Raw genomic sequence first — 25,853 nt, forward strand, 5'->3', positions numbered from 1 at the left:
CACCGTGCGGGCCGGAGGCACAGAAGCCGCATGCACACCCGAGCCATCCTGCGCCCGCGCTGAACTGAGCAGTTTCGGCAATGTGGGAACGGGGCCGGGCAGGGTTCGTCGCGGGTTAAACTTACGTGATGATGCGTCCAATCCTTCTGTGCGGCGGCCTGCTGGCCGCCCTTGCCATGTCCGCTCCCGTCCACGCCTGGGGCCAGCTGGGCCACCGTGTGGTGGCACAGCTCGCCGAGCGCGATCTCACCCCCGCCGCGCGCGACGAAGTGGCCCGCCTGCTGGCCGAGGAGCCCGATCCGACCCTGGCTGGCGTCGCCACCTGGGCCGATGAGCTGCGCGGGCAGGATCCGGACCTGGGCCGGCGCTCGGCGTCCTGGCATTACGTCAATATCGCCGAGTCCAACTGCCGTTATTCGGCGCCGCGCGACTGTCCCGGCGGGAACTGCGTGGTCGAAGCCATCCGAACGCAAACCGCGATCCTGGCCGATCGGCGCCGGTCGCAGGCCGAACGCGCGCAGGCACTGAAGTTCGTCGTGCATTTCGTCGGCGATGCGCACCAACCGATGCATGCCGGCTATGCCCACGACCGGGGCGGCAACGACAAGCAGCTCAATTTCCGCGGGCGCGGCACCAACCTGCACGCGTTCTGGGACAGCGGCATGTTCAACAGCCAGCAGCTGTCGGGTGATGCGTGGCTGACGCGGATCGCCGCGCGCGCGCCGTCGGCCGACGCGCGGAAGCCGGCGTCGGCGCAACCGGCTGCAGCGCAATGGGTCGAGGCGGCCTGCCGCATCGCCGTGGCGCCGGGCGTGTATCCGACCCGTGCGCGGATCGCACAGAGCTACGTGGACACGCAGCTGCCGCTGATCGAGCAGCAGGTCCGCGACGCCGGCGCGCGCCTGGCCACGGTCCTCAACGCCGCGCTGGCGGCGCCCTGAGCGGACCGGATCCCCACCGCCTGCGCAGCCGCGTGGACTAGCATCAGGCCTCCGCCAAACGGCAGGCGCGATGTCGAATGCGTACCTCATACCGATGGAGCACCTGCGACGGCATCGGGCCGGTGATCACGATGCCGACTCGCGCGCACCGTCGCGCGTCACCAGCGTGGTCGGCAGTCGACCAGGTGCCGCCGGTGATGCCGACGCATCGGCCGCTGCACCGCGCCCGTCCCAGCGCAGGCCCCTGGCCGCAGAACCGCGAGGACCACGCACGCTGCCTGCAACCGCGGGGCGACACGCCTTGAGCGGACGCCGCGCGCATCACGGGGATCCGATCGCGGGACGCCTCGGGCGTTGCGGACGCGGGGCGCTCGGTCACCTGCTGATCGCGCTGTGCCTGCAAGCTATGGCCAGCGCCCACGCCCAGCCTCCGGACCCGGTCACCGCGCACCAGCACGCGAGCGGTCCGGTGTCACCGTCGCCGATCGTTGTCCCGCTGGACGCCGCAGCGCGCGCGTCACTGACCCGCCACCGCGTGGAAGCCTTCGCGGGCGACGCCCATCAGCACTGCGAGGGCGTCTCGCTGACGGCGCTGCTGCGGGCGCATGGCGCCATGTCCGAGGCTGCCCTGCAGGACGACGAGCTCGATCGCTACGTGCGCATCGACAGTCGCGATGGCACGCGCGTGCTGTTCTCGCTGGCCGAACTCGACCCGACGCTCGGCGGCCGCGCGGTCTATCTGGTGGACCGCTGCGATGGCGCGCCGCTCGATTCGGCCGTCGGTCCACTGCGCCTGCTGGTGCCGGCCGATGCGCGGCCGACACGCAGCCTGCGCCAGGTGGACCGCATCATTGTCGTCGCCGCGCCCTGAGCGGCCCACCTTCGAACCGGTTCCACCATGACCTCCAACCCCTTCCGATTCCGCGTCCTGCGCCATGCCGCCGCTCTGCTGCTGGGCGCGCTCGGCCTGCCGGCGGCGGTGGCGGCACAGGAGCGCGCGCCGGTCACCGTGTTCGCCGCAGCCAGCCTCAAGGAATCGATGGACGCCGCGGCGGCGCGCTACCAGCGCGAAACCGGCACTCCGGTGCGCGTCTCGTACGCGGCAAGCTCAGCACTGGCCCGGCAGATCGAACAGCGCGCGCCCGCGGATGTCTTCATCTCCGCCGATCTGGAATGGATGGACTGGCTGCAGCAGCGGCGCCTGGTCGATGCGGCGACGCGCCGCGAAGTGCTCGGCAATTCGCTGGTCCTCATTGCCCCGGCCGGCAGCGCGGCGCAGCCGATGGCCCTGGATGCGGATGCCGAGCTGCTGCCGCTGCTGGGCCCGCGCGGGCGCCTGTCACTGGCGCTCACCACGAGCGTGCCGGCGGGCCGGTATGCCCGCGCCGCGCTGGAATCCATGGGCCAGTGGCCGTCGCTGAAGTCGCGCACGGCCGAGTCCGACAGCGTGCGCGGCGCGCTGACCCTCGTCGCACGCGGTGAAGCGCCGCTGGGCGTGGTCTACGCCAGCGACGCAATGGCCGAACCGCGGGTGCGAGTGTTGGCGACGTTCCCGGCCGGCAGTCATCCCGACATTGTCTATGCCGCGGCGCGCGTGAGCGCGAGCCGCAATCCGCAGGCGGCGGCCTTCGTGCGCTGGCTCGATGGCGGGGCCGCGTCGGCGATCTTCCGCGCGCACGGTTTCGTGGTGCGCTGAGCGATGGACCTGCCGGCAGCGCTCCACTTCGCGCCCGAGGAACTGGAAGCGATCCGCCTGAGCCTCAAGGTGGCCACGGCCGCCGCGCTGTGCAGCCTGCCCTTCGGCATCGCCACGGCATGGCTGCTTGCGCGTCGCCGCTTCTTCGGCAGTTCGCTGCTCGATGCACTGGTGCATCTGCCACTGGTCCTGCCCCCGGTGGTCGTGGGGTATGCGCTGCTGGTGATGCTCGGCGGAAACGGGGTCATCGGCCATTGGCTGGAGGACACCCTGGGCGTCAGTGTCGCGTTCCGCTGGACCGGCGCCGCGCTGGCCAGCGCGATCATGGGGTTCCCGCTGATGGTGCGTGCGATCCGCCTCTCGATCGAGAACGTCGACCGTCGCCTGGAGCAGGCCGCGGCCACGCTGGGTGCGAGCCCGTGGCGGGTGTTCCGCACCATCACCCTGCCGCTGGCCTGGCCGGGCGTGGTTGCAGGGGCGGTGCTGGCCTTCGCCAAGGCCCTGGGCGAGTTCGGCGCGACGATCACCTTCGTGTCCAATATTCCCGGCGAAACCCAGACCATTTCCTCGGCGATCTACAGCCTGATGCAGGTGCCCGGCGGCGAGGCCGGCATCTGGCGCCTGGCCGCGGTGTCGGTGGCGATCTCGCTGGCCGCGTTGCTCGCATCGGAGTGGCTGGTGCGCCGCCAGCGCGGCGAGGCGCACGACTGATGCTGCATCTCGACATCGATCTGCGCCGCGGCAGTTTTGCCCGCCATGTGCGCATCGACGCCACGCAGCGCGTCGTCGCGCTGACCGGTCCGTCCGGCGCCGGCAAGACCAGCGTGCTCAATGCCATCGCCGGCCTCGTGCGTCCGCGCGCGGGACGCATCGAGATCGACGGCCGCGTGCTGTTCGACAGCGCGGCGCGCATCGACGTGCCGGCGCACCGGCGCCGCGTGGGCTATGTATTCCAGGACGCGCGGCTGTTTCCGCACCTCGATGTCGCACGCAACCTCGTCTACGGCGGTCACCACAATGGCGCCCGGACCTTCGCGCTGGACCATGTGGTCGAGCTGCTGGGCATCGCGCCGCTGCTGCAGCGACGGCCGGCGAATCTCTCCGGCGGCGAGGCGCAGCGCGTGGCGATCGGGCGCGCGTTGCTTTCGCAGCCGGCGGTGCTGCTGTTCGACGAGCCTCTTTCGGCACTGGACGAGGCGCGGCGCGAGGAGCTGATCCCGTGGCTGCAGCGGGTCCGCGACGAGGTGCGGCTGCCGATGCTCTACGTCAGCCACACCAGCGACGACGTGCGCCGCCTGGCCGACGCGGTGCACACCCTGGATTGAGCAGCGAACGGGGCGTTCACGCCGGCAATGACGCAATGCACGTCCCGCCCGCTGGGACCGCGCCATGCCTCGCACACATCCGGTTTCCGTCGAAGAAACCCGCCGCTACCTGGAGCCCGGCCCCGTCGTGCTGCTGTCGAGCGCGCACAAGGGCGAGCGCGGCATCATGACCCTGGGCTGGCACATGATGCTCGGCTACGACCTGGTCGGCACCTACATCTGGTCGGCCAACCGCAGCCGCGCACTGGCGCTGGGCAGCCGCCAATGCGTGATCAATCTGCCCGCCGCCGACATGCTCGACACCGTGGCGCGCATCGGCAACTGCAGCAGCGCGGATGGAGACAAGTTCGAGCGTTTCGGCCTGACCGCCGTCGACGGCAGCGAGGTCGATGCCCCCGGCATCGGCGAATGCCACGCCCGTTTCGAATGCCGTCTGCACGAGACCAGATTGACCGCGGACTATCCGCTGTTCGTCTGGCGCGTGGTTGCGGCGCATGCCGCCAAGCGCCCGCGCTGGCCGGTGACCGTGCACTATCGCGGCGGCGGGGCGTTCATGGTTGCGGGCCGGACCGTATCGCGGCGGCGGCTGTTCCGCCCGGACATGCTCGAGTCGTGAGTGGCCATCGGCGACACGGTGATCTGGCAGGGCTGGGTGATGATCGCGGCACTGGCCGTGTCGTGCGTGCCGCCGGTGATCCTCGGCCGACTGAAACTCAGGCTGGCGCGCGCGCTCGATTCCAGGCCGCTGCATGCCGACGCCGACATGAACAAGGCCGACTGGATGACCGCGGTCGCCGGCATCTCCCTGGATCGGCTACGGCCTGTGGTCGGCGGACGCCGCCTCGGCCGTCGTCATCGCGGGCGCGGTGCTTCACGATGGCGTGCGCAACCTGCGCAACGCGGTGCGCGACATGCACGATGCGCGCCCCCAGCGTGTCGACCGCAGTGATCACGACCCCTTGCCCGACGCGGTGGCGGCCGCGGTCGCCGCGCACCCGGATGTCATCGCATGCCGGGTGCGCTTCCACGAAGAGGGCATGCACCTCTCGGGCGTGGTCTTCGTCAGCACCCGCGATGGCATGCTCGACAGTGCGATGACGGATACGATCCGCAACGTCGCGCGGGCCGTGCACTGGCGCATCGACGAAGTCCTGGTGATGGTCGACGCGGTGCCCGGCGCGCAGCGCGTCACGGGCGGGGACACGCCTGCGCAGCACGGTTAGGCTGTCGGGATGACTCTGTATCTCGACAATCTCGATGCGGCGGCGGCGCATGTGCGCGAGCACGTCAGCGGCGCGCTGCGTGTCTGCGCGCCTCTCGGCATCGGCAAGCCACACCGCCTGCTCAATGCACTCTACGACGCCGCGCTCACCGACCCCACGCGCCCGTTCTCGCTCTACACCGCCCTGTCGCTGGATCCGCCGCGCGGCGGAGACGACCTGGAAGGCCGCTTCATCGGCCCGTTCGCGAAGCAGCATTTCGGCGAGGACTTCGTCCGCCTGAAATATGTCGATGCGCTGCGCCGCAATGCGCTGCCGCCGCACATGGAGATCGAGGAGTTCTACATGCAGTCCGGCGCGATGCTGGGCTCGGTGCAGGCGCAGCGCCGATACGCCAGCCTCAACTACACGCATGTCGCCCGCACGCTCGTCGGGCGCGGTGTCAACGTCGTGGTGCAGAAGGTGGCCGCCAACGACGACGGCACGCGTTTCTCGCTTTCCTCGAACACCGATCTGACCTTCGACGTGCTCGATGCCTTGCTGGCGGCAGGACAGGCCAGGCCGCTGGTCGTCGGAGAGATCGACCCCGCGCTGCCGTGGCTTGGTGGCACCGCCTCGGTGGACGCCGCATTCTTCGATGTCGTCGTCGCCCCGCCGCCGCCGTGGCCGCGGCTGTTCGGCCTGCCGCGCGAGGCGGTGTCCGATGCCGACTATGCGATCGGCTTCTACGCCAGTGCGCTGGTGCGTGATGGCGGCACGCTGCAGATCGGTATCGGCGCGCTGGCCGATGCGCTGTGCCACGCGCTGGCACTGCGCCACACCGACAACGCCGCCTACAGGCGCGTACTGCATGCGCTCGACCCGGATCTCGCCACGCATCCTGCGGTGCTTGCGCATGGTGGGCTCGAGCCCTTCGCCACCGGCCTCTACGGCTGCAGCGAGATGATCAACGAAGGGTTCAAACGCCTGGTCGAGGTCGGCGTCATCAAGCGCCGCGTCGTCGACAAGGCCGCGCTGATGCGACGTGCGAACGCCGGCACCACCAGCGCGCTGGACGACGAACTCATCGAGCGCAACGGCGAGTTCCTGCATGGCGCCTTCTATCTGGGTTCGCCGGACTTCTACGCCTGGCTGCGCGCACTCGACGAGGAAACGCGGCGCGGCATCGGCATGAAGCGGGTCGGCGAGGTCAACGAGCTCTACGGTCTCGACGAAGGCCTCGAGCGCCTGCAGCGCCGCGACGCGCGCTTCTTCAACAGCTGCATGATGGCCACCGCCCTGGGCGCGGCGGTATCCGATGCCCTCGACGATGGACGCGTGGTATCGGGCGTCGGCGGACAGTACAACTTCGTGGCGATGGGCCACGCCCTGCCCGATGCACGGTCGGTGCTGTTGCTGCGCGCCGCCCGCGACGCCGACGGCGGACGCGTGACCAACATCCGCTGGAACTACGGGCATACGACGATTCCACGGCACCTGCGCGACATCTACATCACCGAGTACGGAATTGCCGACCTGCGTGGCGCCACCGACGAGGACTGCGTACGTGCGATGACGCGGATCGCCGAGGCGCCGTGCCAGGACGTCCTCATTGCGCGCGCGCAGGCGGCCGGCAAGCTCGATGCGCGCTTCGCGGTGCCGCAGTCGTGGCGGCGCAACGCACCGGCCGCCCTAGAGGCCGCATTGGCGCCGCTGCGCGAGGACGGCAGCCTGCCGGACTATCCGCTGGGCAGCGATTTCGACATCGTCGAGCAGCGGCTGGTGCGGGCGCTTGGCTGGCTTCGCGCACGTACCGCAAGCCGACGCGACAAGTTCGCGACACTGCTTGCCGCGCTGCGGGACGGGGTGGGAACGGACGCCGAAGCCCTGGCGCGCATGCGGCTTGATCGGCCCGGCAGCTTGAACGAACACCTGATGGCGCGACTGGTGTCGCTGGGATTGCGCCGCACCGCGCGCGCCGGTGCGCGCGAGGAACCGGCCGCACCGACGGCCGGCGCATAAGACGCGCAGGCGTGGCCGCTTGCGATCGCGCAGTGCGCCTCCATCTCGTTCGACGACCGCCGTGCAGGATCCGACCATGACCACCCGAGCCGACCAGCTCCGCGATGCGCTCACCGCGCTGCAACCCACGTACCTCGATGTCGAGGACGAGAGCCATATGCACAGCCGGGGGCTGGAAACGCATTACAAGGCGGTGGTGGTCAGCGCTGCGTTCGAGGGCAAGCGGGCATTGCAGCGTCACCAGATGGTGTATCGCGCGCTCGGTCCGCAGATGCAGCAGATCCATGCGCTGGCACTGCACACCTTCACGCCCCAGGAGTGGGCCGCAGAAGTGCAGGTGCCAGACTCCCCGCACTGCCGCGGCGGCAGCAGGCACGACAAGCCCGCGGGGTAGCTCGCGGGGCAGGTCAACCCGTTTGCGGGCGTGCGGATTCGCCCTGGCGGGATCTGGGAGGCGTTAGCCCTTGCTCCATCTCCGCCGGAGAGGGGACCGACGCAGCGGCCATGGGATCGGGGCGTGAGGCTGATCGGTCGCCGAGATGACGCCGCTTCTCCTTCGGGCGGATTCGCGACAGGCCGCCCTCACCCCAACCCCTCTCCCGGGGGGAGAGGGGCCGAAAGATAACGGAACGCGCGCGCGCCATATCGACGAGCGGGGGACGCTGCCGACCTCGGGCATCCGCACAGGAGCGGGCCGGCCGTACCCCGGCAGGAAAAAGCCCGCTTTCGCGGGCTTCTCCAATCTACGTCGATCCTCGTCTGCGGGCCGGTCAGAGCGCCCGCGCCGCCTCGACGATCTTCTCGACCGTGATGCCGAAATAGGCGTAGAGCTTGTCGGCCGGCGCCGAGGCGCCGAAGCTGTCGATGCCGATCACCGCGCCGTCGAGACCGACGTAGGCGCGCCAGAACGGGGTGACGCCCGCTTCGATCGCGACGCGCTTGCGCACTGCGGTGGGGAGTACGGATTCGCGGTAGGCCGCGTCCTGCCGGTCGAACACGTCGGTCGAGGGCATCGACACCACGCGCACCCCGTCGCCGAGCTGCTCGGCGGCCTCCGTGGCCAGGCCGACTTCCGAACCGGTCGCGATGAGGATGATCTCCGGCGTGCCAACCGAGTCCTTGAGCACGTAGCCACCGCGCGCGATGGCCGCCACCTGGGCCGCGGCGCGCGGCTGGTGGGTCAGGTTCTGGCGCGAGAACACCAGGCAGCTCGGGCCGTCCTGGCGGAGGATCGCCGCCTTCCACGCCACCGCCGATTCCACCGCGTCGCAAGGCCGCCACACATCGTTGTTCGGGATGTAGCGCAGCGACGCGAGGTGCTCGACCGGCTGGTGGGTCGGGCCGTCTTCGCCGAGGCCGATCGAATCATGCGTGTACACGTGGATCGCGTGCGCCGGGATCAGCGCACTCATCCGCACCGCGTTGCGCGCGTAGTCGCTGAAGACCAGGAACGTGGCGTCGAACGGAATGAAGCCGCCATGCAGCGCCAGGCCGTTGGCGATGGCGGACATGCCGAACTCGCGCACGCCGTAATAGATGTAGTTCGCGTCCGCGTCGGTGCTGGCTGCCGACTTGCTGCCCTTCCACAGGGTGAGGTTGGAATGCGCGAGGTCGGCCGAGCCGCCGATCAGCTCCGGCAACAGCGGCGCGAAGGCTTCGATCGACATCTGCGAGGCCTTGCGCGACGCAATCGTCGGGCCTTCGGCCTGCAGCTTTTCGATGAAAGCGTCGGCCTGCGCCTCGAAGCCATCGGGCAGCGCGCCGCGCGAGCGGCGCAGGAATTCGGCGGCCAGGTCGGGATAGCGGGCCTGGTAGGCCTCGAACATCTGCGTCCACGCAGCCTCGCGCGCCTTGCCCGCTTCGACGGCGTTCCAGCCGTCGCGGATCGCCTGCGGCACCTCGAACGGACCATGGGTCCAGCCGAGCGCAGCGCGGGTCGCGTCGGACTCTTCCTTGCCCAGCGGCGCGCCGTGCGAGGACTCCTTGCCGGCACGGTTGGGCGAACCGAAACCGATCGTCGTGCGACAGCACACCAGCACCGGCTTGTCGTCCTGGGCGATGGCGGCCTGGATCGCGCGCGAGATCGCGTCGGCGTCATGCCCGTCGACATCACGGATGACGCGCCAACCGTAGGCCTCGAAGCGCGCCGGGGTGTCGTCGGTGAACCAGCCGTCGGTATTGCCGTCGATCGAGATGTGGTTGTTGTCCCAGAACGCGACCAGCTTGCCCAGGCCGAGCGTGCCCGCCAGCGATGCGGCCTCGTGCGAAATGCCTTCCATCAGGCAGCCGTCGCCCATGAACACCCAGGTGCGGTGGTCGACGACCGCGAACTCCGGGCGGTTGTAGCGCTGCGCGAGCAGGCGCTCGGCCAGCGCGAAACCAACCGCATTGGCGAAGCCCTGGCCGAGCGGGCCGGTCGTGGTCTCCACACCGGGCGTTTCGTGACGCTCCGGATGGCCGGCCGTCTTGCTGTGCAGCTGGCGGAAGTTCTTCAGCTCGTCCAGCGGCAGGTCGTAGCCCGACAGATGCAGCAGCGCGTAGTGCAGCATCGAGCCATGGCCGTTCGACAGCACGAAGCGATCGCGGTTGAGCCACTGCGGATTCGCCGGGTTGTGGCTGAGGTGGTCGTTCCACAGCACCTCGGCGATGTCGGCCATGCCCATCGGCATGCCTGGATGACCGGACTTGGCGGCATCGACGGCATCGATGGCGAGGAAACGGATGGCGTTGGCGAGTTCGCGACGGGTCGGCGTGGTCATGGGCAGGACAGGCGGCAGCGGACGGGAGCCGATGATTGTCCCACGCCTGTCACTCCCCTGCCGGGTCTGCGCCCGATCGGGGCTCAGACCGGGCCGGTGTGCGTGTCCGCAAGCGCGGCGTCGAGCGCCGTGTCCGGCGCCTCGGCCGGCTCGGAGCGCCCGATCACCACCGAACCCGCCATGTCGCCGCCGATGTTGACCACCGTGCGGCACATGTCGAGCAGGCGGTCCACGCCGAGGATCAGGCCGATGCCTTCGGGCGGAATTCCGAACATCACCAGGATCATCGCGATCACCGGCAACGAGCCGCCCGGCACGCCCGCCGCGCCGATACCGCCAAGAATGCACAGCACCAGCACCAGGCCCTGCTGGCCCATGCCGAGCTCGATCCCGAAGAACTGCGCCAGGAACAGCACGGTGATGCCCTCGAACAGCGCCGTTCCGTTCATGTTGGCGGTGGCGCCGAGGGTGCAGACAAAGCGCGCGACCCGGCGCGGCACGCCGAGGTTCTCCACGGTGACCTTGAGCGTGGTCGGCAGCGTGGCGCTGGAGGAGGAGGTGGAAAAGGCGGTCAGCAGTGCCGGCTGCGCGCCACGGAAGAACGCCAGCGGGCTCATGCGGCCGAAGATCCACAGCAGGATCGGAATGACGATGAGGAAGTGGACGCCCAGCGCCGCGATGACGGTCCCCACGAACCGCGCCAGCTGGATGAGCACATCCACGCCCAGGCGCGCGGTGATCGAGAACAGCAGCGCCGCCACGGCATAGGGCGCCAGCGCGATCACCCAGCCGATCAGCTTCAGGCAGATGTCGTACACGCCCTGCACCGCGGCGACGAAGCTGCGCGTGCCCGGCGTGCGCAGCGCGGTGGCGGCGATGCCGAACATCAGCGCAAAGAACATCACCGCGATCAGATCGCCGCTGGCGGCGGCCTCCACGGGATTGCGCGGCACGATGTTGAGCAGGACCTGGATGCCCGACACGCCTTCGCGTGCACTGGCGATCTCGGTCGCCCGATCGGAGCTGGCGGCCAGCAGCGATTGCGCGACCACCGGATCGATGCCGCGGCCAGGCTGGAACAGATTCACCGCCACCAGGCCGATCAGCACCGCGATCGCGGTCACCGCGAGGATCCACACCAGGGTCTTGAGACCGATGCGTCCGAGCGAGGCGGGATCGCCGATCTCGACCACCCCCAGCACCAGGGCCGAGAACACCAGCGGGATGACCAGCATGAACAGCAGCCGCAGGAACAGCTGGCCGATGGGGTCGGCGACGTAGGTGATCAGGCCATTGAGCCAGCCGGCATCGGCAACGAAGAAGTTCGCGGCAAGTCCGGCCAGGGTGCCGATCAGAAACCCGATCAGCATCTTGTTGTGCAGGGGCATGCCGCCGGAGCCGGAAGTCGAATTCATCGGTGGGTCCTGTCGAGAAGGCGGGAAGCTTAGCAAAGCATCGGGGCTCTCCCGACAGGTGGGCGAGGCGCCGGACCGATCCACCAGCCGGTATCCTTGTCCCATGTCTTCGCTTCCCCCTGCCGGCATCGCCGGCGACGCGCTCGCCACCCTGCAGCGCGTGTTCGGCCATGCCGCCTTCCGCGGCGAACAGGCCGCCATCGTCGAACACGTGGCCGCGGGCCACGATGCCCTCGTGCTGATGCCCACCGGCGGCGGCAAGTCGATGTGCTTCCAGGTGCCGGCGCTGCTGCGCGATGGCGTGGCGATCGTCATCTCGCCACTGATTGCACTGATGCAGGACCAGGTGGACGCCCTGCTGCAGTCGGGCGTGCGCGCGGCCTACCTCAATTCCACGCTCGACGGCGAGGCCGCGCAGCGGGTGGAGCGCGAACTGCTGGCCGGCGAACTCGATCTGCTCTACGTGGCGCCCGAGCGGCTGCTCACCCCGCGCTTCCTGTCGCTGCTCGACCGCGCGCCGCTGGCCCTGTTCGCGATCGACGAGGCGCACTGCGTGTCGCAGTGGGGCCATGACTTCCGCCGTGAATACCGCGAGTTGACCATCCTGCACGAGCGCTGGCCGGACGTGCCGCGCATCGCGCTGACCGCGACCGCCGATCCGCCGACCCAGCGCGAGATCGCCGAGCGCCTGCAGCTGGAAGACGCGCGCCGCTTCGTCAGTTCCTTCGACCGGCCCAACATCCGCTACACCGTGGTCCAGAAGGACAACGCTAAGCGCCAGCTGCTCGATTTCGTGCAGGGCCATCGCGGTTCGGCGGGCATCGTCTATTGCCTGTCGCGGCGCAAGGTCGAGGAAACCGCCGAATACCTCGCCGGCCAGGGCATCGACGCGATTCCCTATCACGCGGGCATGGATGCCAACCTGCGCGCAGCCAACCAGCGCCGCTTCCTGCGCAGCGACGGCGTGGTGGTGGTGGCGACGATCGCCTTCGGCATGGGCATCGACAAGCCCGACGTGCGTTTCGTCGCGCACGTGGACCTGCCCAAATCGATCGAGGGCTATTACCAGGAAACCGGTCGCGCCGGACGCGATGGCGAGCCGGCCGACGCCTGGATGTGCTTCGGCCTGGGGGATCTGGTGCTGCTGCGGCAGATGATCGAGCAGTCCGAATCGGGCGACGAGCGCAAGCGCCTCGAGCACCGCAAGCTCGACGCGCTGGTCGGTTATTGCGAGACGATGCGCTGCCGCCGCCAAGTGCTGCTGGCGAACTTCGGCGAAGACTATGCCGCCAAGGGCCCGGGCGAACCCTGCGGCAACTGCGACAACTGCCTCGACCCCCCCGACGCCTGGGATGCGACCGTGCCAGCGCAGAAGGCGCTGAGCTGCGTCTACCGCAGCGGCCAGCGCTTCGGCGCCGCGCACATCATCGACATCCTGCGCGGCAGCGACAGCGAACGCATCCGCCAGTTCGGCCACAACCAGCTGAGCACCTACGGCGTCGGCACCGATGTCGACGCGCGCGTCTGGAAGAGCGTGCTGCGCCAGCTCGTCGCCCACGGCCTGCTCGATGTCGACGCCGAAGGCTACGGCGGACTGCGCCTGACCGAAGCCAGCCGCGCCGTGCTCAAGGGCGAAGCCCAGGTGATGTTGCGCAAGCCCACCGACACCCGCGAACGCGCGCGCACCTCACGCGCCGCCACCGGCGCCGACATCGACCTGGCACCAGCCGACCGCCCCCTGTTCGAAGCGCTGCGCGCCCTGCGCGGACGCCTGGCGCGCGAACAGAACGTGCCCGCCTACGTGATCTTCCACGACGCCACCCTGCGCGAGATCGCTCGGCTCCGCCCGATCAGCCACGGACAACTCGGTGGCATCGGTGGCGTCGGCGCGGGCAAGCTGGAGCGCTATGGCGACGCGGTGCTGGAGACGGTGCTGGACGCGGACTGAGCGCGCGACGCACGGCGCAAGCTCGCGAACGCTTGCTCGGATGCGGCCTGCCCAGACGCGGGCCTTGGGTCGTGCGCCTCGCGGCAGGCGAGCACGGGCGCGGAGGAACGTGAGACTAGATCTCGCATGCGTGCGGCGTGGGACGCCGCTACAGCCCGTAAGCTCCCCCGTCAAGCAGACACTTCAAAAGTAGAACTTCGGGCGTGTTGATTGCGGTACTCGGCAGGCGTCAGTCCGCCGAGCGAGTCGTGGGGGCGCTCTTCGTTGGAATCGATCATCCACCAATGGATGGCTTCGCGGATATCGTCGAGGCGGGCGAAGAGATGCTGGTCGAGCACTTCTTCCCGGAAGGTCCGGTTGAAGCGTTCGATGAAGGCGTTCTGGTTCGGCTTGCCGGGCTGGATGTACTGGATCGCCACACCATTGACCTTCAGCCAGCTGGTGAATGCTTCGCCCAGGAACTCGGGCCCGTTGTCGGAACGCACGACCTGCGGCAAGCCATGATCGTGCTTGATCTGCTCGAACACGCGCACCAGACGATGCGAGTTGATCGACGTGTCGACCTCGATATGCAGCACCTCGCGGTTGAAGTCGTCGACCACGTTGAAGGTGCGGAAGCGTCGGCCACAGGCGAGCGCGTCGCTCATGAAGTCGACCGACCAGACCGTATCGGGGAGCTTGGGGACGTACAGCGCGACCCGCTCACGCTTGGGCAGGCGCCGCTTCGCGGCGCGACGCAGGTTGAGTTGCATGGCCTTGTACACGCGGTAGATTCTTTTCGGATTCCAATCGGGCCGTGTCCTGCGCAGCACGTCACTGCACTTCCAGAAGCCGCGGCTGGGTCGATCTTGGACCACGCGTGCGATGGCCGCGATCAACTCGGCATCGCGCACTGTCCAGTCCAGCGGCGGCGCGTACCACGCCGCACGCGCAAGCCCGACGCATGCACAGGACCGACGCAGCGGCCGCGCGTGCACCTCGATCAGGTACCGCACGGCCTCGCGCTTGCGCGCCGGCCCTAGAGTTTTTTTGCAATGAGATCCTTCATCGCCGCGTTGTCGAGCGCCAGCTCTGCGTACATCCGCTTGAGCTTGGCGTTCTCCGACTCGAGCTCCTTGACCCGCCGCAGCTCCGACGCCTCCAGGCCTCCGTACTTGCTCTTCCACCGGTAGTACGTCGCTGTGCTGATACCGACCTGGCGACAGATGTCCTTGACGGGCACGCCTGCGTCGGCCTGCTTGAGCGCCGCGACGATCTGCGTCTCGGTGAACTTCGATGTGCGCATGGAACCTCCTGGCTAGGGAAACGATGCCAGAAAGATCTACTTATGCGGTGTCTGCGGCGCGGGGGAGCTTACGAGCCTACCGCGCGGCATTATCGAGCGCACGACCCGCATCACGCCGCTGCGCGCGGAAGACCGCATGGGGTCGTCCTCGCCGAGCATGGCGAGCCTCTCACCAAGTCAGGTCTGGACACAGCCTGGCAGCGCTTCATCAAGCTGGCGATCGAGGAAGAGATCATCACCGCCGATCAGCGCTTCGGCCTGCATGACCTAAGGCGCAAGGGCGGCACAGACACGCCCGGCACGTTCGCCGAGAAGCAGCAGGCGCTCGGGCTCAGCGAGCAGATGATGAAGACCTACGACAAGTCGGGGCCAGAGGTGGCTCCGCCCGATTGAGCCTAGGCCGTCAGCCTCGGCATTACTGCGATCAGGTCGCGCACGCGCTCGGTGTCGCTCTTGAGAGGATCCCCACGCTCCGCCAGCTCTTTCAAAATCGCAAACTGCGCTTCAGCACAGACCTGTTCTGGCGACTGGGCCGCATTGATCACGACCTTCGGCATCTCCAGATCGAGGAAAATCGCTCGGCACGCTTCGAGGTTGTCGTACGTCTCGAATGCGTTCGGCTTGTCTCCACGAGCACGGATGCGCTCGATACCGACTCGGGGCTCCACATCGAGCAACAACAGCACGTCCGGCTGTGGCGCGAAGCCATGCGCATCAAGAACAGTATTGAGCGGAATTCCAGCCGCGCCCTGATAGGCGACCGTCGAAGGGTAGTAGCGATCGAGGATCACAATCTCACCGCAATCGAGCGCCGGCGAGATCAATTCGGAGACGTGCTGCTCCCGATCTTTGACCAGGTAATCCAACTCATCCTGCGGTGTCAGACGCCCGGTGGCGGCCGACTCGCGGAGCTTCATCCCCCAGGGGCCAGTGGTCGGCTCCTTGCTGATCGTCACTGATCGGCCGCCGTCGAGCAGCCAAGTGCGCAACGAGTTCGCGAGAGTAGTCTTCCCAGCGCCATCGATGCCCTCGATGACGATTAGAAGGCTGTCAGGGTGCCGGCTGCTCATCGCGCGACTGTATCACCGGACCCTGCCGTCCCGGCAGATGTCGCATCACAGAGGGTGAGCTTGGAAATTACGGAGATGTTTACGGAACCCAACTTTTATCTCGCGTAAGCTCTTGTTTTTATGGTGGGTCGTGATGGATTCGAACCATCGACCAGCGGATTAAAAGTCCGATGCTCTACCGACTGAGCTAACGACCCATCGAGACTGTCGCCGCAGCGCGGCGCAGGGGGCGCATTCTAGCGCAATGTGAGCCACGCGTCGGCCTCAGGCCTGGGCGACGTAGCGGGTGGGATCGGGCACGCCGGCGGCGGCGAACCCGTCGGCGCGCAGGCGGCAGGCATCGCAGTGTCCGCAGGCGCGACCATCCGCATCGGCGCGATAGCACGAGACGGTCAACCCGAAGTCCACGCCGAGCCGCACGCCTTCGCGCACGATCGCGTCCTTGCCCATGTGCTGCAACGGCGCGTGCACGCGGATGCCCGCGCCTTCGACGCCCGCCTTCGTCGCGAGGTTGGCCAGGCGTTCGAACGCCTCGACGAACTCGGGACGGCAATCGGGATAGCCGGAATAGTCGACGGCGTTGACGCCGCAGAAGATGTCGGCTGCGCCCAGCACTTCTGCCCAACCGAGCGCCAGCGACAGCATGATGGTGTTGCGCGCCGGCACGTAGGTGACCGGGATGCCCGCCCCGCCCGCTTCCGGCACGTCGATGTCATCGGTGAGCGCGGAGCCGCCGATGCTGCGCAGGTCGACGTCGACCGTCTTGTGCACGCGCACACCCATCGCCGCGGCGACGCGCGCGGCAGCCTCGAGCTCGGACGTGTGGCGCTGGCCGTAGCGCACGCTGAGCGCATGCACATCGAAGCCCTGTTCCCGGGCGATGGCGATAACCGCGGCGGAGTCCATGCCTCCGGACAACAGGACGACAGCTTTCTTCATTGGGATCTGATGCGGAACGAAAATTCGGTGGGCGCGTGACAGGCTAGCGCAGCCGGGCAGCGGATGCAGGCTCAGCGGCCCGGTTCGTCGTCCCACAGCAGCTTGTGCAACTGCATCTGGAACTTCACCGGCAGCCGATCAGCGACGATCCAGTCGGCCAGTTCGCGGCCGGTGATCTCGCCCTTGCTGGGCGAGAACAACACGTCGCAGCGGTGCTGGAGACCCTTGGTCAACACGATGTCGCGCGACCATTCGTAATCGGCGCGCGAACACACCACGAACTTGATCTGGTCGTGCGCGGTCAGCAATGCCAGGTTTTCCCAGCGATTGCGATGCGCTTCACCCGATGCCGGCGTCTTGATGTCGAGCACGCGGCTCACGCGCGGATCGACTGCGCCGATGTCGAGCGCGCCCGAGGTCTCCAGCGAGACCTGGTAGCCCGCGTCGCACAGCCTCCGCAGCAGGCCGATGCAACGTTTCTGGGCCAGCGGTTCACCGCCGGTCACGCATACGTGGCGGACGCCGTGCGAGGCGACCTCGGCGAGGATCGCATCGACCGTCCACCAGTCGCCGCCGTGGAAGGCGTAGGCGGTGTCGCAATAACTGCAGCGCAGCGGGCAGCCGGTCAGGCGAACGAAAACCGTCGGCCAGCCCGCATCGCGGGCCTCGCCCTGCAGGGACAGGAAGATTTCGGTGAGCTTGAGCCGGTCGGCCGCGGATGCGGCGACCGCATCGGAGGCGATGGCGGTCATGGGATCAGCGCAGGCGCGAGAGCTGGATCGCGCGGAGCCTGTCGGCAGCGGTGCGCGCCGCGTCGGTGCCGGGATACTGCTTGCCGACATCGGCCAGCGTCGCTTCGGCGCCATCGAGGTCTTTCAGTCCGTACTGGGACAGGCCGACCTTGAGCATCGCGCCCGGCGCCTTGTCGCTCTGCGGATAGCGCTGCAGCAGCGACAGGAACTGCTCCTGCGAACGCGCGTAATTCTGGGTGACGTAATAGCTCTCGCCCAGCCAGTAGAGGGCATTGGGCGCATAGCTCCCCTGCGGATACGTCTGCAGGAAGGCCTGGAAAAGCCTGGCCGAATCGGTGTACTGGCCGTTCTTCAGGGCGTTGAACGCCTGTTCGTAGGCGGCGCGCTCGTCGGCCGGTGCCGCTGCCACCGGCGCTGCGGCCGGTGCATCACGACCGCCACGCGCGGCCTGCGCATTCGCGCCTGCCGCGGGTGCCGGGGCACTGCTGAGATCGGGAAGTTCCAGTCCGCCACCACCGCCCTGCCCGCTCTCGAGCCGGTTGAGCCGGCCGTCGATATCGAGGTACTGGCTGCGGTTGCTGGACTTGAGCTGCTCGTTCTGCTGCTGGAGTTCCTCGACCTGGGACCGCAGCGCCAGGATCTCCTGACGCAGCTGGTTGACCTGGTTGAGCATGTCGACGTTCGCGCTGGTGTCGCCCGCCCGCGCTTCGAGTGCGGCCACGCGGTCGGCGAGGCTCACGCGTTGCGCCCATGCGGGCGCGGCGACCACGAGGGTCGCCGCGAACGCGACTGGGAGCACCAGCCAATGACGCATCGAACGCATCAGCGCGCCGTGTAGATGATCTCGACGCGACGATTGCGGGCCCAGCAATCTTCGTTCGAGTCATTGCAGACCGGACGCTCTTCGCCGTAGCTGACCACTGCGATCTGCGCAGCCGAGCCACCGTTGGCCTGGAGAGCCGAGGACACGCCATTGCCGCGGCGCTCACCCAGGCCCTGGTTGTATTCGCGGCTGCCGCGCTCGTCGGCGTGGCCTTCCAGCGAAACGCGTGCTGCGTTGCGGTCACGCAGGTACTTGGCGTGGCAAGCCATCACGGCCTGGAACTCCGGACGCAGGGTGTCCTGGTCGAGATCGAAGTAGACGACGCGCTGACGCAGGCAAGCGTCGCTGTCGAGGTCAGCCGGGGTGTAGGCACCCGCGGTCGACGGCGAAGTCGCCACGGTACCGGTCGACGGACCGGTGTCGACCGGCGCCTCTTCCTTCACCTTCTTGGAACACGCAACGGCAGCGGTGCAGAGCATCGCGGCCAGCAACACACGGGTGGTCGTCTTCATCTCGTCAGTCCTTGGTTTATTTCTATGAACAACAGGGCAATTGTTAATTAACAGGACGTGCAGGTAGCGTCAGCGCTGTTCCCGGAACGGACCCCATGCCGGCTCGCGCACATCACCATCGGCGAGGACCAGGCGCTGACGCACCCGGCCATCCGAAGACACCGCGTACAGCACACCCCTGCGCCCCTCGCGCGCCGCGTACAGGACCATGCCGGCGTTCGGGGCGAAGCTCGGCGATTCGTCGAGCGACCCTGGCGACAGCGTGGACCAGCGGGGCGACCCCAGGCTGCGATCCAGCAGTGCAATACGGTACACGTTGCCTGAACCTTGCGCCACGGCGATTTTCTTGCCATCGAACGAAACCGAGGGATCGGCGTTGTAGCTTCCTTCGAAGGTCACGCGCGTGGCGTTGCCGCCGGAGGCCGGCGCCTGGTAGACCTGCGGCCTGCCGCCGCGGTCGGAGATGAAGTAGATGCTGCTGCCGTCGGGGGCCCACGAGGGCGAGGTGTCGATCGCGAAGTGGTTGGTCACCTGGGTCAGCGCCTTGCTGCCGAGATCCATCACATAGATCTCGGGATTGCCGCTGCGCGAGAGCGACAGCGCCAGGCGGCGGCCATCGGGCGAGAACGCCGGAGCGCCGTTGATGCCGCGGAAGCTCGAGACCAGCTCGCGACCACCACTGGTGATGTCCTGGATGTAGATCGCCGAATTGCCGCTTTCGAAGCTGACGTAGGCGACGCGGCGCCCGTCCGGACTCCAGGCCGGCGACATCAGCGGCTCGTTCGAGCGCACCACCGTCTGCGGGTTGTGGCCATCGGAATCGGCCACGATCAGCGCATAGCGCGCGTTCTGACCCACGCCGGTCTGGGTGATATAGGCGATGCGGGTCCAGAACGCGCCACGCACGCCGGTGATCTTCTCGTAGATCGCATCGGCCATCTGGTGGGCGACATCGCGCATGGCGTTCGGACGCGCGGTCATCGCCAGGCCGAGCACGCGCTCCTGCTTGGCGACGTCGAACAGCTCGTATTCGACGCGGTAGCTGCCACCGCCTGCATCGACGACCCGGCCGACGACCAGGAAGTCCTGCCGCAGCGCACGCCATGTGGGGTACTGGACCTCGCTGCCGCGGGTCGGCCGCTCGACGATGTCGCGCTCGGGCAGCGTACGGAACTGGCCGGAGCGGTCGAGGTCGGCGCGCACTACGGCGGCGACGTCGGTATCGGGGGGGGTGCCGCTGCCCTGGTAGGGCATCGGGATGACCGCGATCGGCATCGCCTGGGCGCTGCCGCCGGTGATGTCGATTTCGAGACCCTGCTGCTGGGCGCTGGCGAGCATGGGCAGGCCGAGGACGAACAGGGCCAACAGGCATCGGATCAGGATGGGTTTCATCGGTTTACCGGTCGTGGAGAAAGTGAGCCCGCGCAGCTTGGCCGCTCGAGCGGGTGGCAGGATGAATAGCAGCGCAATCATGGCCCCTGGCGGGTGAACGTGATGAAGACGCTGCACACGCCAGCGGTGCATACGCCCTTACGGCACCACGCAGCCCGGATTCGACGGCTGGCGGCGCGCGTGCGGAACTCTGGGTCGCGCTGCCGGCGCGGTCGAGCCACGTCTATTGACTCGGGACCTCGCAAACCATGGCCGCAACGCGATGCGCGGCGATCCGACGGCCCTGCGAGCATCGACTTGCGAGCTCGCCCACGCGCCGGAAAGCCCGACCGCTGCGCCGGCGGCCGGAAATCGGATCGGGAAGGCATGCGCTGGCGCTACGGCGACGGGCACACGGCCGGCACTCGCAGCATCAATCCTGCGCGCGGAAGTTGAAATTCAGGCGGCGATTGAACACCGATTCGAAGCCGGCATAGGGCAACGGCTCGGCCGCGCGCACCGCCGCTTCCACCGAGCGCCGACCCTGCGCGTCGTAGGGGCAGGAGGCATCGAACTCGACGCTCATCACTTCGCCGCCGGGCAGCTGCGTGATGTACATCCGGCAGACCTGCCCGAGCGGAATGTTGTCGGGCCTGCGCCAGTTGCGCCGCACCGCCTCCTGGATCGCCGCCGCGTACTTCGCCGCCAGCCCACTGTCACCGTCCGGCCGACCCGGGGGCGGGCTCGCGGCCGATGCGGCGGCGCGCTGCTCGGATGCCTGCTGGGCGTTGCGTTCGGCGATCTGCTTGAGGCGCTGTTCGGCCTGCTGGGCGTCGCGTTGGGCCTTCTCGCGCTCTGCGCGCAGCTTCTCGAGTTCCTGGCGCGCGAGGCGTCGCTTTTCCTCGGCCTCCTGCTGCTTCTGCTGCTCGGCGAGCTCGATCTGCGCCTGGCGGCGTTTCTCTTCCTGTTCCTTCTCGCGCTGCTCGGCGGCGAGCGCATCGCGGCGCACGGCAGCCTGCGAAATCGTGTCGGGTTTAGGTACCACTTCCTGTGGTGCGACCTGGCGTGGTTCGACGGCATCCTCGGGGCGCGGCTCGGGCAGCGGCTGCGGCGCGGCGGCGACGGGTTCCTCGACCGGTTCGGGCAAAGGCTCGGGCACGGGATCAGGCACCGGCTCGGGGGCGGGCTCGGTCACAGGTTCGGGATCTGGCACCGGCTCCGGACGGCTGGCCAGCGCGCGCCGGTCAGCCGCGCTCAGTGCGTTGGGATCGATGATGTCGGCCGAGACCGGGGAGCCCATCGCGGATTCCGGACGGGAGGATGCGCTCCACAGTGCGCCCAGGAAAATCAGCCCGAACAGCAGGATGTGGACCAGCAGCGCCAGCCCGATCGAGACCACGTTGTCGGAACGCGACTCGCGCATCTCAGTTCGCGCTGTCCGCCGGCCGGCTGATCAGGCTGACCTTGCTGATGCCGGCCTCGTTGATGAGGTCGATGGCATTCATGATCCGCTGGTAGCTGGCCGCGCCATCGCCGCTGACCAGAATGGTCGCGTCGGGGTTCTGGGTATGGATGCCGCGCAGCCGCGCGACCAGATCCTCGCGGGTGACCGCGGTGTTCTGCTGCTCGACCATCAGCGCGAGCTGACCGTCCGGGTAGACGCTGACCACGACCGGATCCTGCGGCGAGCCCAGCGACATCGCGCGCGAATCGGGGAGATTGATGTCGGTGCCCAGGTTCATCAGCGGCGTCGTGACCATGAAGATGATCAGCAGCACCAGCATCACGTCGATGTAGGGCACGACGTTGATTTCGTTCTTGAGCTTGCGCCGCTTGGAACGGCGAAGGGAGATCGACGACATGGCGGTTTCCGGGTACGAGGACGATCCAGCGGCCGCGGGGGCGGCCGAAGGGGTTCAGTCGGTGCCGCTCTGGCGTTCGAGGATCGAGGAGAACTCGTCGGAGAAGGCCTCGTAGCGCGTAGCGACGCGCTCGACCTTGGTCGCGAAGCGGTTGTAGGCCCAGACGGCGGGAATCGCTGCGAACAGGCCCATCGCGGTCGCGATCAGCGCCTCGGAAATGCCCGGCGCGACGGTGGCGATGGTCGCCTCCTTGACGCTGGCCAGACCGTGGAACGAGATCATGATGCCCCACACGGTGCCCAGCAGGCCCACGTACGGGGCGATCGAGCCGACGTTGGCGAGGTATTCGAGGTTGGCTTCGAGCCCGTCGAGCTCACGCGCGCCGGCCACCCGCATGCCGCGCTGCGCACCTTCCAGATGCGTGCGTGCATCCACCCCGCGCCGCTGCCGCTGGCGAGAGTACTCGCGGTAGCCGGCTTCGAAGATCGCCTCGAGACCTTCGATCTCGCGGTTACGCTCGGTGGCCGAGGCATACAGCTTGCTGATCTCGGCGCCGGACCAGAACCGCTCCTCGAAGCGGTCCGCTTCCTTCTCGGCGCGGTCGAGCATGCGCTTCTTGCGGAAGATGATGACCCACGACGAGATCGACGCGAACAGCAGCAGCAGCATCACCAGCTGCACCGGGATGGAGGCGTGCAGGATCAGTTCGAGGATGCTCAGGTCGTTGGGCAGCGGCGCCGTCGCCGCAGCGGCGGCGCCCGTGGCCGACAGCTCGGTGGCGCTGGCAGCGGCCTCTTCTGGCAACGCCTGCACCTGGGCGGCGGCGGACTGCAACAACACGGGCATTGGGCTCATCCAGGATTACTCCGCTGACGTTTCGAGTGACTTGAGTTGTGTGTAGAGCGCATCGGGAATCGCCTGCGGCCGGAAATCGGCAGCCGACAATGCCGCTACGCGGACTTCCGCATCCAGCAGCAGCACGCCATCGCGGCGCACCTCCTGCACGAACACCGCGCTGGCGCGTCGGCAGTGGAGCAGGGCCACGCTGACGCTCAGCACGTCGTCGAGGCGCGCAGGCAGGCGGAAATCGATCCGCATCGCGCGCACCGCGAACACCGTGCCGTGACTGTCGCGCAGCGACGCCTGCCCATGGCCGTGCGCACGTAACCACTCGCTGCGTGCGCGCTCCATGAAAGCGACGTACTGCGCGTGATAGACGACGCCACCCGCGTCGGTATCTTCCCAATAGACGCGTGTCGGCCAACTGAATAGATCCGTAGCCGGCGCGGTATCCAGGGTCTGCGTCACGGCGCGCTCCGCAAGGGATTCAAAACAGGTTGCCCGGTACGGCGGCCGCATCGCGGCGCGGCTCCAGACCCAGATGGCGCCAGGCCTTGGTGGTGGCCATGCGGCCGCGCGCCGTGCGCACCAGATAACCCTGCTGGATCAGATACGGCTCGATGACGTCCTCGAGCGTGCCGCGCTCCTCGCTCAGCGCCGCGGCCATGGACTCGACGCCGACCGGACCGCCGTCGAAATTCTCGATGATCAGGTGCAACAGGCGCCGGTCGAGGTCGTCGAAGCCTTCCGGGTCCACCTTGAGCATCTGCATGGCCGCGTTCGCGACCTCGCGGTCGATGCGTCCGTTCGCGCGCACCTGGGCGTAGTCGCGCACCCGGCGCAGCAGGCGGTTGGCAATGCGCGGCGTACCACGCGAGCGCCGGGCGATCTCGGACGCGCCGTCGCCCTCGCAGGACAGCCCGAGAATCTGCGCCGACCGGCGCACGATGCGCGTGAGCTCCTCGGCGCTGTAGAACTCCAGCCGCTGGACGATGCCGAAGCGGTCGCGCAGCGGGGCGGTCAACAGGCCCGCGCGCGTGGTCGCGCCGATCAGGGTGAAGGGCGGCAGGTCGATCTTGATCGAACGGGCGGCAGGCCCCTCGCCGATCATGATGTCGAGCTGGAAATCCTCCATCGCCGGATACAGCACCTCCTCGACCACCGGCGAAAGCCGGTGGATCTCGTCGATGAAGAGCACATCGTGCGGCTGCAGGTTGGTCAGCAGCGCGGCGAGATCGCCGGCCTTCTCGATGACGGGACCCGAGGTCACGCGCAGCGCGACCCCGAGCTCGTTGGCGATGACGTGGCTCAGCGTGGTCTTGCCGAGGCCGGGGGGGCCGAAGATCAGCACGTGATCGAGCGCCTCGCGGCGCTGCTTGGCGGCCTCGATGAAGATCGCCATCTGCTCGCGAACCGGCTGCTGGCCGAGATAGTCGTCCAGCCGCTGCGGCCGGATGCTCGCCTCGATGGCGTCGTCCTCGCGGGTGGCGTCGGCGGCGATGATGCGGTCTGCGGTCATCCGCGCATGATCGCATGCCATGGCAGCGACGCCGCAGTGATCCCGCCAAACAGCACACGGCGCCGGCGCATCGATCGGGCGGGCAGCGGCCCACGAAAACCGCCGCCGCCCTCCGGGGGCGCGCCATGCGAACGCACCCGGTCATGCGCTCACCCCGCTGACCCAGGCGCTGGCGCGCATGGGTGGGCAGCGCGGTCAGATCGACAGCCGCCTGGACGAACTATCCGCACAGCTCGCGCATGGCGACTCGCCGGTCGAGACGCTCGAGCAACAGCGCCAGGTTGCGCTAGAGGCGCTCGCGCGCACCGAACGCGCGCTCGCAGATCAGCCGCGCATTGCCTCGGCCGCCAGCGCGAAGCTGTGCCGCCGCGCGCCGTGGTCAAAGATGTTGGCCGTCAGGATCAGCTCGTCCGGGCGATGCCGCGCGGCGAAGTCGGCGATGCCCTCGCGCACATCGCTTGCATCGCCCACCACCGAGCACGCCAGCGACTGGGCGACCATCGCCTTTTCGGCGGGCGTCCAGAATGCTTCGATGTCGTCGATCGGTGGCGGAATCAGCCCCGGCGCACCGCGACGCAGACGCACGAAGCTCTGCTGCTGGGTAGTAAACAGCCGCTGCGCCTCGGCGCGGCTGTCGGCGGCGACGACGTTGAGCGCCAGCATCGCGTGCGGCTGGCGCAGATGCTTGGAGGGGCGGAAGTCGCGGTGGTACAGGGCCAGCGCTTCGGACATCGCGGCAGGCGCGAAGTGCGAGGCGAACGCATACGGCAGACCGAGCGTCGCGGCGAGTCCGGCCCCGAACAGGCTCGAGCCGAGAATCCACACCGGCACGTCCAGTCCGGCGCCGGGCACGGCCTGCACCGGTTGACCGGGCTGCGCAGGCTCGAAATAGCGCAGCAGCTCCATCACGTCCGAGGGGAACGCATCGGCGCCGGCGTAATAGCGACGCAGCGCCTTGGTGGTCGCCTGGTCGGTGCCCGGCGCCCGCCCCACTCCGAGGTCGATCCGCCCCGGATACAGCGCGGCCAGCGTGCCGAACTGTTCGGCCACCTGCAGGGGCGCGTGGTTGGGCAACATCACCCCGCCCGACCCGACCCGGATCGTCGAGGTGCCGCCGGCGATATGCCCGATCAGCACCGCCGTCGCCGCGCTGGCGATGCCCGGCATGTTGTGGTGTTCGGCCAGCCAGTAGCGCGCGTAGCCGAGGGCTTCGGCATGGCGGGCGAGATCCAGCGAACGGGCGAAGGACTCGGCCGGCGTACTGCCCTCGGTCACGGGGGCGAGGTCGAGGACGGAGAGGGGAATCTGCACAGGGGAGTTGGCCATGGCGGGTAGATGGGGTCGCTGGCGGCAAAACCCACACTTGCGCCCAACGCTGCATCCGCCCGTACAGGCCCGGTCGCGGCGCCGGCTCTGCAGCCCGCCGGGTGTATGTGCGAGCTGCGGGGTCCGCTTCCACCCGGCTCCGATGCCCGGCACCGGGATGCGTCCGGGCCTCGCCCACTCGGGACCGCCAATGCTGCCGAGCCACGATCCGGAGCCCACCGGTGGCCGGGAGCGCGGCGGCCCGGCAAG

The 25,853-nt window shown here is 68.5% G+C and carries 26 protein-coding genes and 1 tRNA gene; 11 read left to right on the forward strand and 16 right to left on the reverse strand.

Annotation, left to right across the window (positions count from 1 at the left end; all coding sequences use genetic code 11):
• Positions 1 to 176: 176 nt before the first annotated feature.
• The 9 genes from CNR27_RS14050 (at position 177) to CNR27_RS14090 (ending at position 7,577) form a co-directional block, all read left to right on the forward strand.
• Entirely contained in the window at positions 177 to 941 is a 765-nt protein-coding gene (locus CNR27_RS14050) for a S1/P1 nuclease (RefSeq protein ID WP_096300698.1), read from the forward strand.
• A 301-nt stretch (positions 942 to 1,242) separates the two neighbouring features.
• Positions 1,243 to 1,812 (forward strand): hypothetical protein, encoded by a 570-nt coding sequence (locus tag CNR27_RS14055; protein ID WP_123831374.1) that lies wholly within the window; start codon positions 1,243 to 1,245, stop codon positions 1,810 to 1,812.
• A gap of 27 nt (positions 1,813 to 1,839) precedes the next feature.
• Positions 1,840 to 2,637: a molybdate ABC transporter substrate-binding protein gene (modA, locus tag CNR27_RS14060; protein WP_096299744.1), complete on the forward strand. Its 798-nt coding sequence runs from the start codon at positions 1,840 to 1,842 to the stop codon at positions 2,635 to 2,637.
• Positions 2,638 to 2,640: 3 nt separating this feature from the next.
• Complete coding sequence (modB, locus tag CNR27_RS14065; RefSeq protein WP_096299745.1) at positions 2,641 to 3,348, forward strand: molybdate ABC transporter permease subunit; 708 nt, start codon at positions 2,641 to 2,643, stop codon at positions 3,346 to 3,348.
• Positions 3,348 to 3,962 (forward strand): molybdenum ABC transporter ATP-binding protein, encoded by a 615-nt coding sequence (locus CNR27_RS14070; protein ID WP_096299747.1) that lies wholly within the window; start codon positions 3,348 to 3,350, stop codon positions 3,960 to 3,962. Before modB ends, CNR27_RS14070 begins: the two co-directional genes overlap by 1 nt.
• A gap of 64 nt (positions 3,963 to 4,026) precedes the next feature.
• A complete protein-coding gene (locus CNR27_RS14075) occupies positions 4,027 to 4,578 on the forward strand; it encodes a flavin reductase family protein (protein WP_096299749.1) in 552 nt (183 codons plus the stop codon).
• A 250-nt stretch (positions 4,579 to 4,828) separates the two neighbouring features.
• Complete coding sequence (locus tag CNR27_RS14080; RefSeq protein WP_096299751.1) at positions 4,829 to 5,185, forward strand: hypothetical protein; 357 nt, start codon at positions 4,829 to 4,831, stop codon at positions 5,183 to 5,185.
• 9 nt (positions 5,186 to 5,194) lie between these two features.
• On the forward strand, positions 5,195 to 7,183 hold the full coding sequence (locus tag CNR27_RS14085; RefSeq protein WP_096299753.1) for an acetyl-CoA hydrolase/transferase C-terminal domain-containing protein: 1,989 nt from the start codon (positions 5,195 to 5,197) through the stop codon (positions 7,181 to 7,183).
• 76 nt (positions 7,184 to 7,259) lie between these two features.
• Positions 7,260 to 7,577: a BolA family protein gene (locus CNR27_RS14090; protein ID WP_096299755.1), complete on the forward strand. Its 318-nt coding sequence runs from the start codon at positions 7,260 to 7,262 to the stop codon at positions 7,575 to 7,577.
• A gap of 376 nt (positions 7,578 to 7,953) precedes the next feature.
• On the opposite strand, the gene tkt is transcribed toward CNR27_RS14090, so the two are convergent.
• Positions 7,954 to 9,942 carry a transketolase gene (tkt, locus tag CNR27_RS14095; RefSeq protein WP_096299757.1) on the reverse strand — a complete coding sequence of 663 codons (1,989 nt, stop codon included), beginning with the start codon at positions 9,940 to 9,942 and terminating at the stop codon, positions 7,954 to 7,956.
• Between the two features lie 83 nt (positions 9,943 to 10,025).
• Positions 10,026 to 11,357 carry a dicarboxylate/amino acid:cation symporter gene (locus CNR27_RS14100; RefSeq protein ID WP_096299759.1) on the reverse strand — a complete coding sequence of 444 codons (1,332 nt, stop codon included), beginning with the start codon at positions 11,355 to 11,357 and terminating at the stop codon, positions 10,026 to 10,028.
• A 103-nt stretch (positions 11,358 to 11,460) separates the two neighbouring features.
• Between CNR27_RS14100 and recQ the strand changes: the two genes are divergently transcribed.
• The gene (gene recQ, locus CNR27_RS14105) at positions 11,461 to 13,305 is read left to right on the forward strand and encodes a DNA helicase RecQ (RefSeq protein WP_096299761.1); all 1,845 of its coding nucleotides are present in this window, start codon (positions 11,461 to 11,463) and stop codon (positions 13,303 to 13,305) included.
• Between the two features lie 170 nt (positions 13,306 to 13,475).
• On the opposite strand, the gene CNR27_RS14110 is transcribed toward recQ, so the two are convergent.
• Positions 13,476 to 14,590 (reverse strand): IS3 family transposase gene (locus CNR27_RS14110; RefSeq protein ID WP_179948192.1). Its coding sequence is split into 2 segments (ribosomal slippage): positions 13,476 to 14,338 and positions 14,338 to 14,590, totalling 1,116 coding nucleotides; the frame shifts between segments, so codons are not numbered across the junction.
• Between the two features lie 42 nt (positions 14,591 to 14,632).
• Here CNR27_RS14110 and CNR27_RS15610 point away from each other — a divergent pair.
• Positions 14,633 to 14,983 carry a site-specific integrase gene (locus CNR27_RS15610; protein ID WP_222843103.1) on the forward strand — a complete coding sequence of 117 codons (351 nt, stop codon included), beginning with the start codon at positions 14,633 to 14,635 and terminating at the stop codon, positions 14,981 to 14,983.
• 2 nt (positions 14,984 to 14,985) lie between these two features.
• On the opposite strand, the gene tmk is transcribed toward CNR27_RS15610, so the two are convergent.
• The 13 genes from tmk to CNR27_RS14180 all read right to left on the reverse strand — a co-directional run bounded on the left by tmk (position 14,986) and on the right by CNR27_RS14180 (position 25,604).
• Positions 14,986 to 15,660 (reverse strand): dTMP kinase, encoded by a 675-nt coding sequence (gene tmk, locus CNR27_RS14120; RefSeq protein WP_096299763.1) that lies wholly within the window; start codon positions 15,658 to 15,660, stop codon positions 14,986 to 14,988.
• Positions 15,661 to 15,781: 121 nt separating this feature from the next.
• Positions 15,782 to 15,857 (reverse strand) — tRNA-Lys (locus CNR27_RS14125).
• 67 nt (positions 15,858 to 15,924) lie between these two features.
• Positions 15,925 to 16,599: a 7-cyano-7-deazaguanine synthase QueC gene (queC, locus tag CNR27_RS14130; RefSeq protein ID WP_096299765.1), complete on the reverse strand. Its 675-nt coding sequence runs from the start codon at positions 16,597 to 16,599 to the stop codon at positions 15,925 to 15,927.
• A 71-nt stretch (positions 16,600 to 16,670) separates the two neighbouring features.
• Entirely contained in the window at positions 16,671 to 17,351 is a 681-nt protein-coding gene (queE, locus tag CNR27_RS14135) for a 7-carboxy-7-deazaguanine synthase QueE (protein WP_096299767.1), read from the reverse strand.
• Positions 17,352 to 17,355: 4 nt separating this feature from the next.
• Entirely contained in the window at positions 17,356 to 18,165 is an 810-nt protein-coding gene (ybgF, locus tag CNR27_RS14140) for a tol-pal system protein YbgF (protein WP_096300702.1), read from the reverse strand.
• An 8-nt stretch (positions 18,166 to 18,173) separates the two neighbouring features.
• Positions 18,174 to 18,686, reverse strand: coding sequence for a peptidoglycan-associated lipoprotein Pal (pal, locus tag CNR27_RS14145; protein WP_096299769.1), 513 nt, complete (start codon positions 18,684 to 18,686; stop codon positions 18,174 to 18,176).
• A 69-nt stretch (positions 18,687 to 18,755) separates the two neighbouring features.
• Entirely contained in the window at positions 18,756 to 20,078 is a 1,323-nt protein-coding gene (gene tolB / locus CNR27_RS14150) for a Tol-Pal system beta propeller repeat protein TolB (RefSeq protein ID WP_096299770.1), read from the reverse strand.
• Between the two features lie 412 nt (positions 20,079 to 20,490).
• Positions 20,491 to 21,480 (reverse strand): cell envelope integrity TolA family protein, encoded by a 990-nt coding sequence (locus CNR27_RS14155; protein ID WP_096299773.1) that lies wholly within the window; start codon positions 21,478 to 21,480, stop codon positions 20,491 to 20,493.
• A gap of 1 nt (position 21,481) precedes the next feature.
• Positions 21,482 to 21,919: an ExbD/TolR family protein gene (locus tag CNR27_RS14160; protein ID WP_096299775.1), complete on the reverse strand. Its 438-nt coding sequence runs from the start codon at positions 21,917 to 21,919 to the stop codon at positions 21,482 to 21,484.
• A 54-nt stretch (positions 21,920 to 21,973) separates the two neighbouring features.
• Entirely contained in the window at positions 21,974 to 22,765 is a 792-nt protein-coding gene (gene tolQ / locus CNR27_RS14165) for a protein TolQ (RefSeq protein WP_096299777.1), read from the reverse strand.
• Between the two features lie 15 nt (positions 22,766 to 22,780).
• Positions 22,781 to 23,227 carry a tol-pal system-associated acyl-CoA thioesterase gene (gene ybgC, locus CNR27_RS14170; RefSeq protein ID WP_245815655.1) on the reverse strand — a complete coding sequence of 149 codons (447 nt, stop codon included), beginning with the start codon at positions 23,225 to 23,227 and terminating at the stop codon, positions 22,781 to 22,783.
• A 19-nt stretch (positions 23,228 to 23,246) separates the two neighbouring features.
• Positions 23,247 to 24,278 carry a Holliday junction branch migration DNA helicase RuvB gene (ruvB, locus tag CNR27_RS14175; RefSeq protein WP_096299781.1) on the reverse strand — a complete coding sequence of 344 codons (1,032 nt, stop codon included), beginning with the start codon at positions 24,276 to 24,278 and terminating at the stop codon, positions 23,247 to 23,249.
• Between the two features lie 324 nt (positions 24,279 to 24,602).
• Positions 24,603 to 25,604: an LLM class flavin-dependent oxidoreductase gene (locus CNR27_RS14180; protein ID WP_096299783.1), complete on the reverse strand. Its 1,002-nt coding sequence runs from the start codon at positions 25,602 to 25,604 to the stop codon at positions 24,603 to 24,605.
• Positions 25,605 to 25,853: the final 249 nt, after the last annotated feature.

The sequence above is a fragment of the Luteimonas chenhongjianii genome, from assembly GCF_002327105.1.
Classification (GTDB): domain Bacteria; phylum Pseudomonadota; class Gammaproteobacteria; order Xanthomonadales; family Xanthomonadaceae; genus Luteimonas; species Luteimonas chenhongjianii.

What these genes read in the sequence shown, in the direction of transcription:
- CNR27_RS14050 (WP_096300698.1), top strand. Translation starts at nt 177, where the DNA reads ATGTCCGCTCCCGTCCACGCCTGGGGCCAGCTGGGCCACCGTGTGGTG.
- modA (WP_096299744.1), top strand. Translation starts at nt 1,840, where the DNA reads ATGACCTCCAACCCCTTCCGATTCCGCGTCCTGCGCCATGCCGCCGCT.
- modB (WP_096299745.1), top strand. Translation starts at nt 2,641, where the DNA reads ATGGACCTGCCGGCAGCGCTCCACTTCGCGCCCGAGGAACTGGAAGCG.
- CNR27_RS14070 (WP_096299747.1), top strand. Translation starts at nt 3,348, where the DNA reads ATGCTGCATCTCGACATCGATCTGCGCCGCGGCAGTTTTGCCCGCCAT.
- CNR27_RS14075 (WP_096299749.1), top strand. Translation starts at nt 4,027, where the DNA reads ATGCCTCGCACACATCCGGTTTCCGTCGAAGAAACCCGCCGCTACCTG.
- CNR27_RS14085 (WP_096299753.1), top strand. Translation starts at nt 5,195, where the DNA reads ATGACTCTGTATCTCGACAATCTCGATGCGGCGGCGGCGCATGTGCGC.
- CNR27_RS14090 (WP_096299755.1), top strand. Translation starts at nt 7,260, where the DNA reads ATGACCACCCGAGCCGACCAGCTCCGCGATGCGCTCACCGCGCTGCAA.
- tkt (WP_096299757.1), bottom strand. Translation starts at nt 9,942, where the DNA reads ATGACCACGCCGACCCGTCGCGAACTCGCCAACGCCATCCGTTTCCTC.
- CNR27_RS14100 (WP_096299759.1), bottom strand. Translation starts at nt 11,357, where the DNA reads ATGAATTCGACTTCCGGCTCCGGCGGCATGCCCCTGCACAACAAGATG.
- recQ (WP_096299761.1), top strand. Translation starts at nt 11,461, where the DNA reads ATGTCTTCGCTTCCCCCTGCCGGCATCGCCGGCGACGCGCTCGCCACC.
- CNR27_RS15610 (WP_222843103.1), top strand. Translation starts at nt 14,633, where the DNA reads ATGCGGTGTCTGCGGCGCGGGGGAGCTTACGAGCCTACCGCGCGGCAT.
- tmk (WP_096299763.1), bottom strand. Translation starts at nt 15,660, where the DNA reads ATGAGCAGCCGGCACCCTGACAGCCTTCTAATCGTCATCGAGGGCATC.
- queC (WP_096299765.1), bottom strand. Translation starts at nt 16,599, where the DNA reads ATGAAGAAAGCTGTCGTCCTGTTGTCCGGAGGCATGGACTCCGCCGCG.
- queE (WP_096299767.1), bottom strand. Translation starts at nt 17,351, where the DNA reads ATGACCGCCATCGCCTCCGATGCGGTCGCCGCATCCGCGGCCGACCGG.
- ybgF (WP_096300702.1), bottom strand. Translation starts at nt 18,165, where the DNA reads ATGCGTCATTGGCTGGTGCTCCCAGTCGCGTTCGCGGCGACCCTCGTG.
- pal (WP_096299769.1), bottom strand. Translation starts at nt 18,686, where the DNA reads ATGAAGACGACCACCCGTGTGTTGCTGGCCGCGATGCTCTGCACCGCT.
- tolB (WP_096299770.1), bottom strand. Translation starts at nt 20,078, where the DNA reads ATGAAACCCATCCTGATCCGATGCCTGTTGGCCCTGTTCGTCCTCGGC.
- CNR27_RS14155 (WP_096299773.1), bottom strand. Translation starts at nt 21,480, where the DNA reads ATGCGCGAGTCGCGTTCCGACAACGTGGTCTCGATCGGGCTGGCGCTG.
- CNR27_RS14160 (WP_096299775.1), bottom strand. Translation starts at nt 21,919, where the DNA reads ATGTCGTCGATCTCCCTTCGCCGTTCCAAGCGGCGCAAGCTCAAGAAC.
- tolQ (WP_096299777.1), bottom strand. Translation starts at nt 22,765, where the DNA reads ATGCCCGTGTTGTTGCAGTCCGCCGCCGCCCAGGTGCAGGCGTTGCCA.
- ruvB (WP_096299781.1), bottom strand. Translation starts at nt 24,278, where the DNA reads ATGACCGCAGACCGCATCATCGCCGCCGACGCCACCCGCGAGGACGAC.
- CNR27_RS14180 (WP_096299783.1), bottom strand. Translation starts at nt 25,604, where the DNA reads ATGGCCAACTCCCCTGTGCAGATTCCCCTCTCCGTCCTCGACCTCGCC.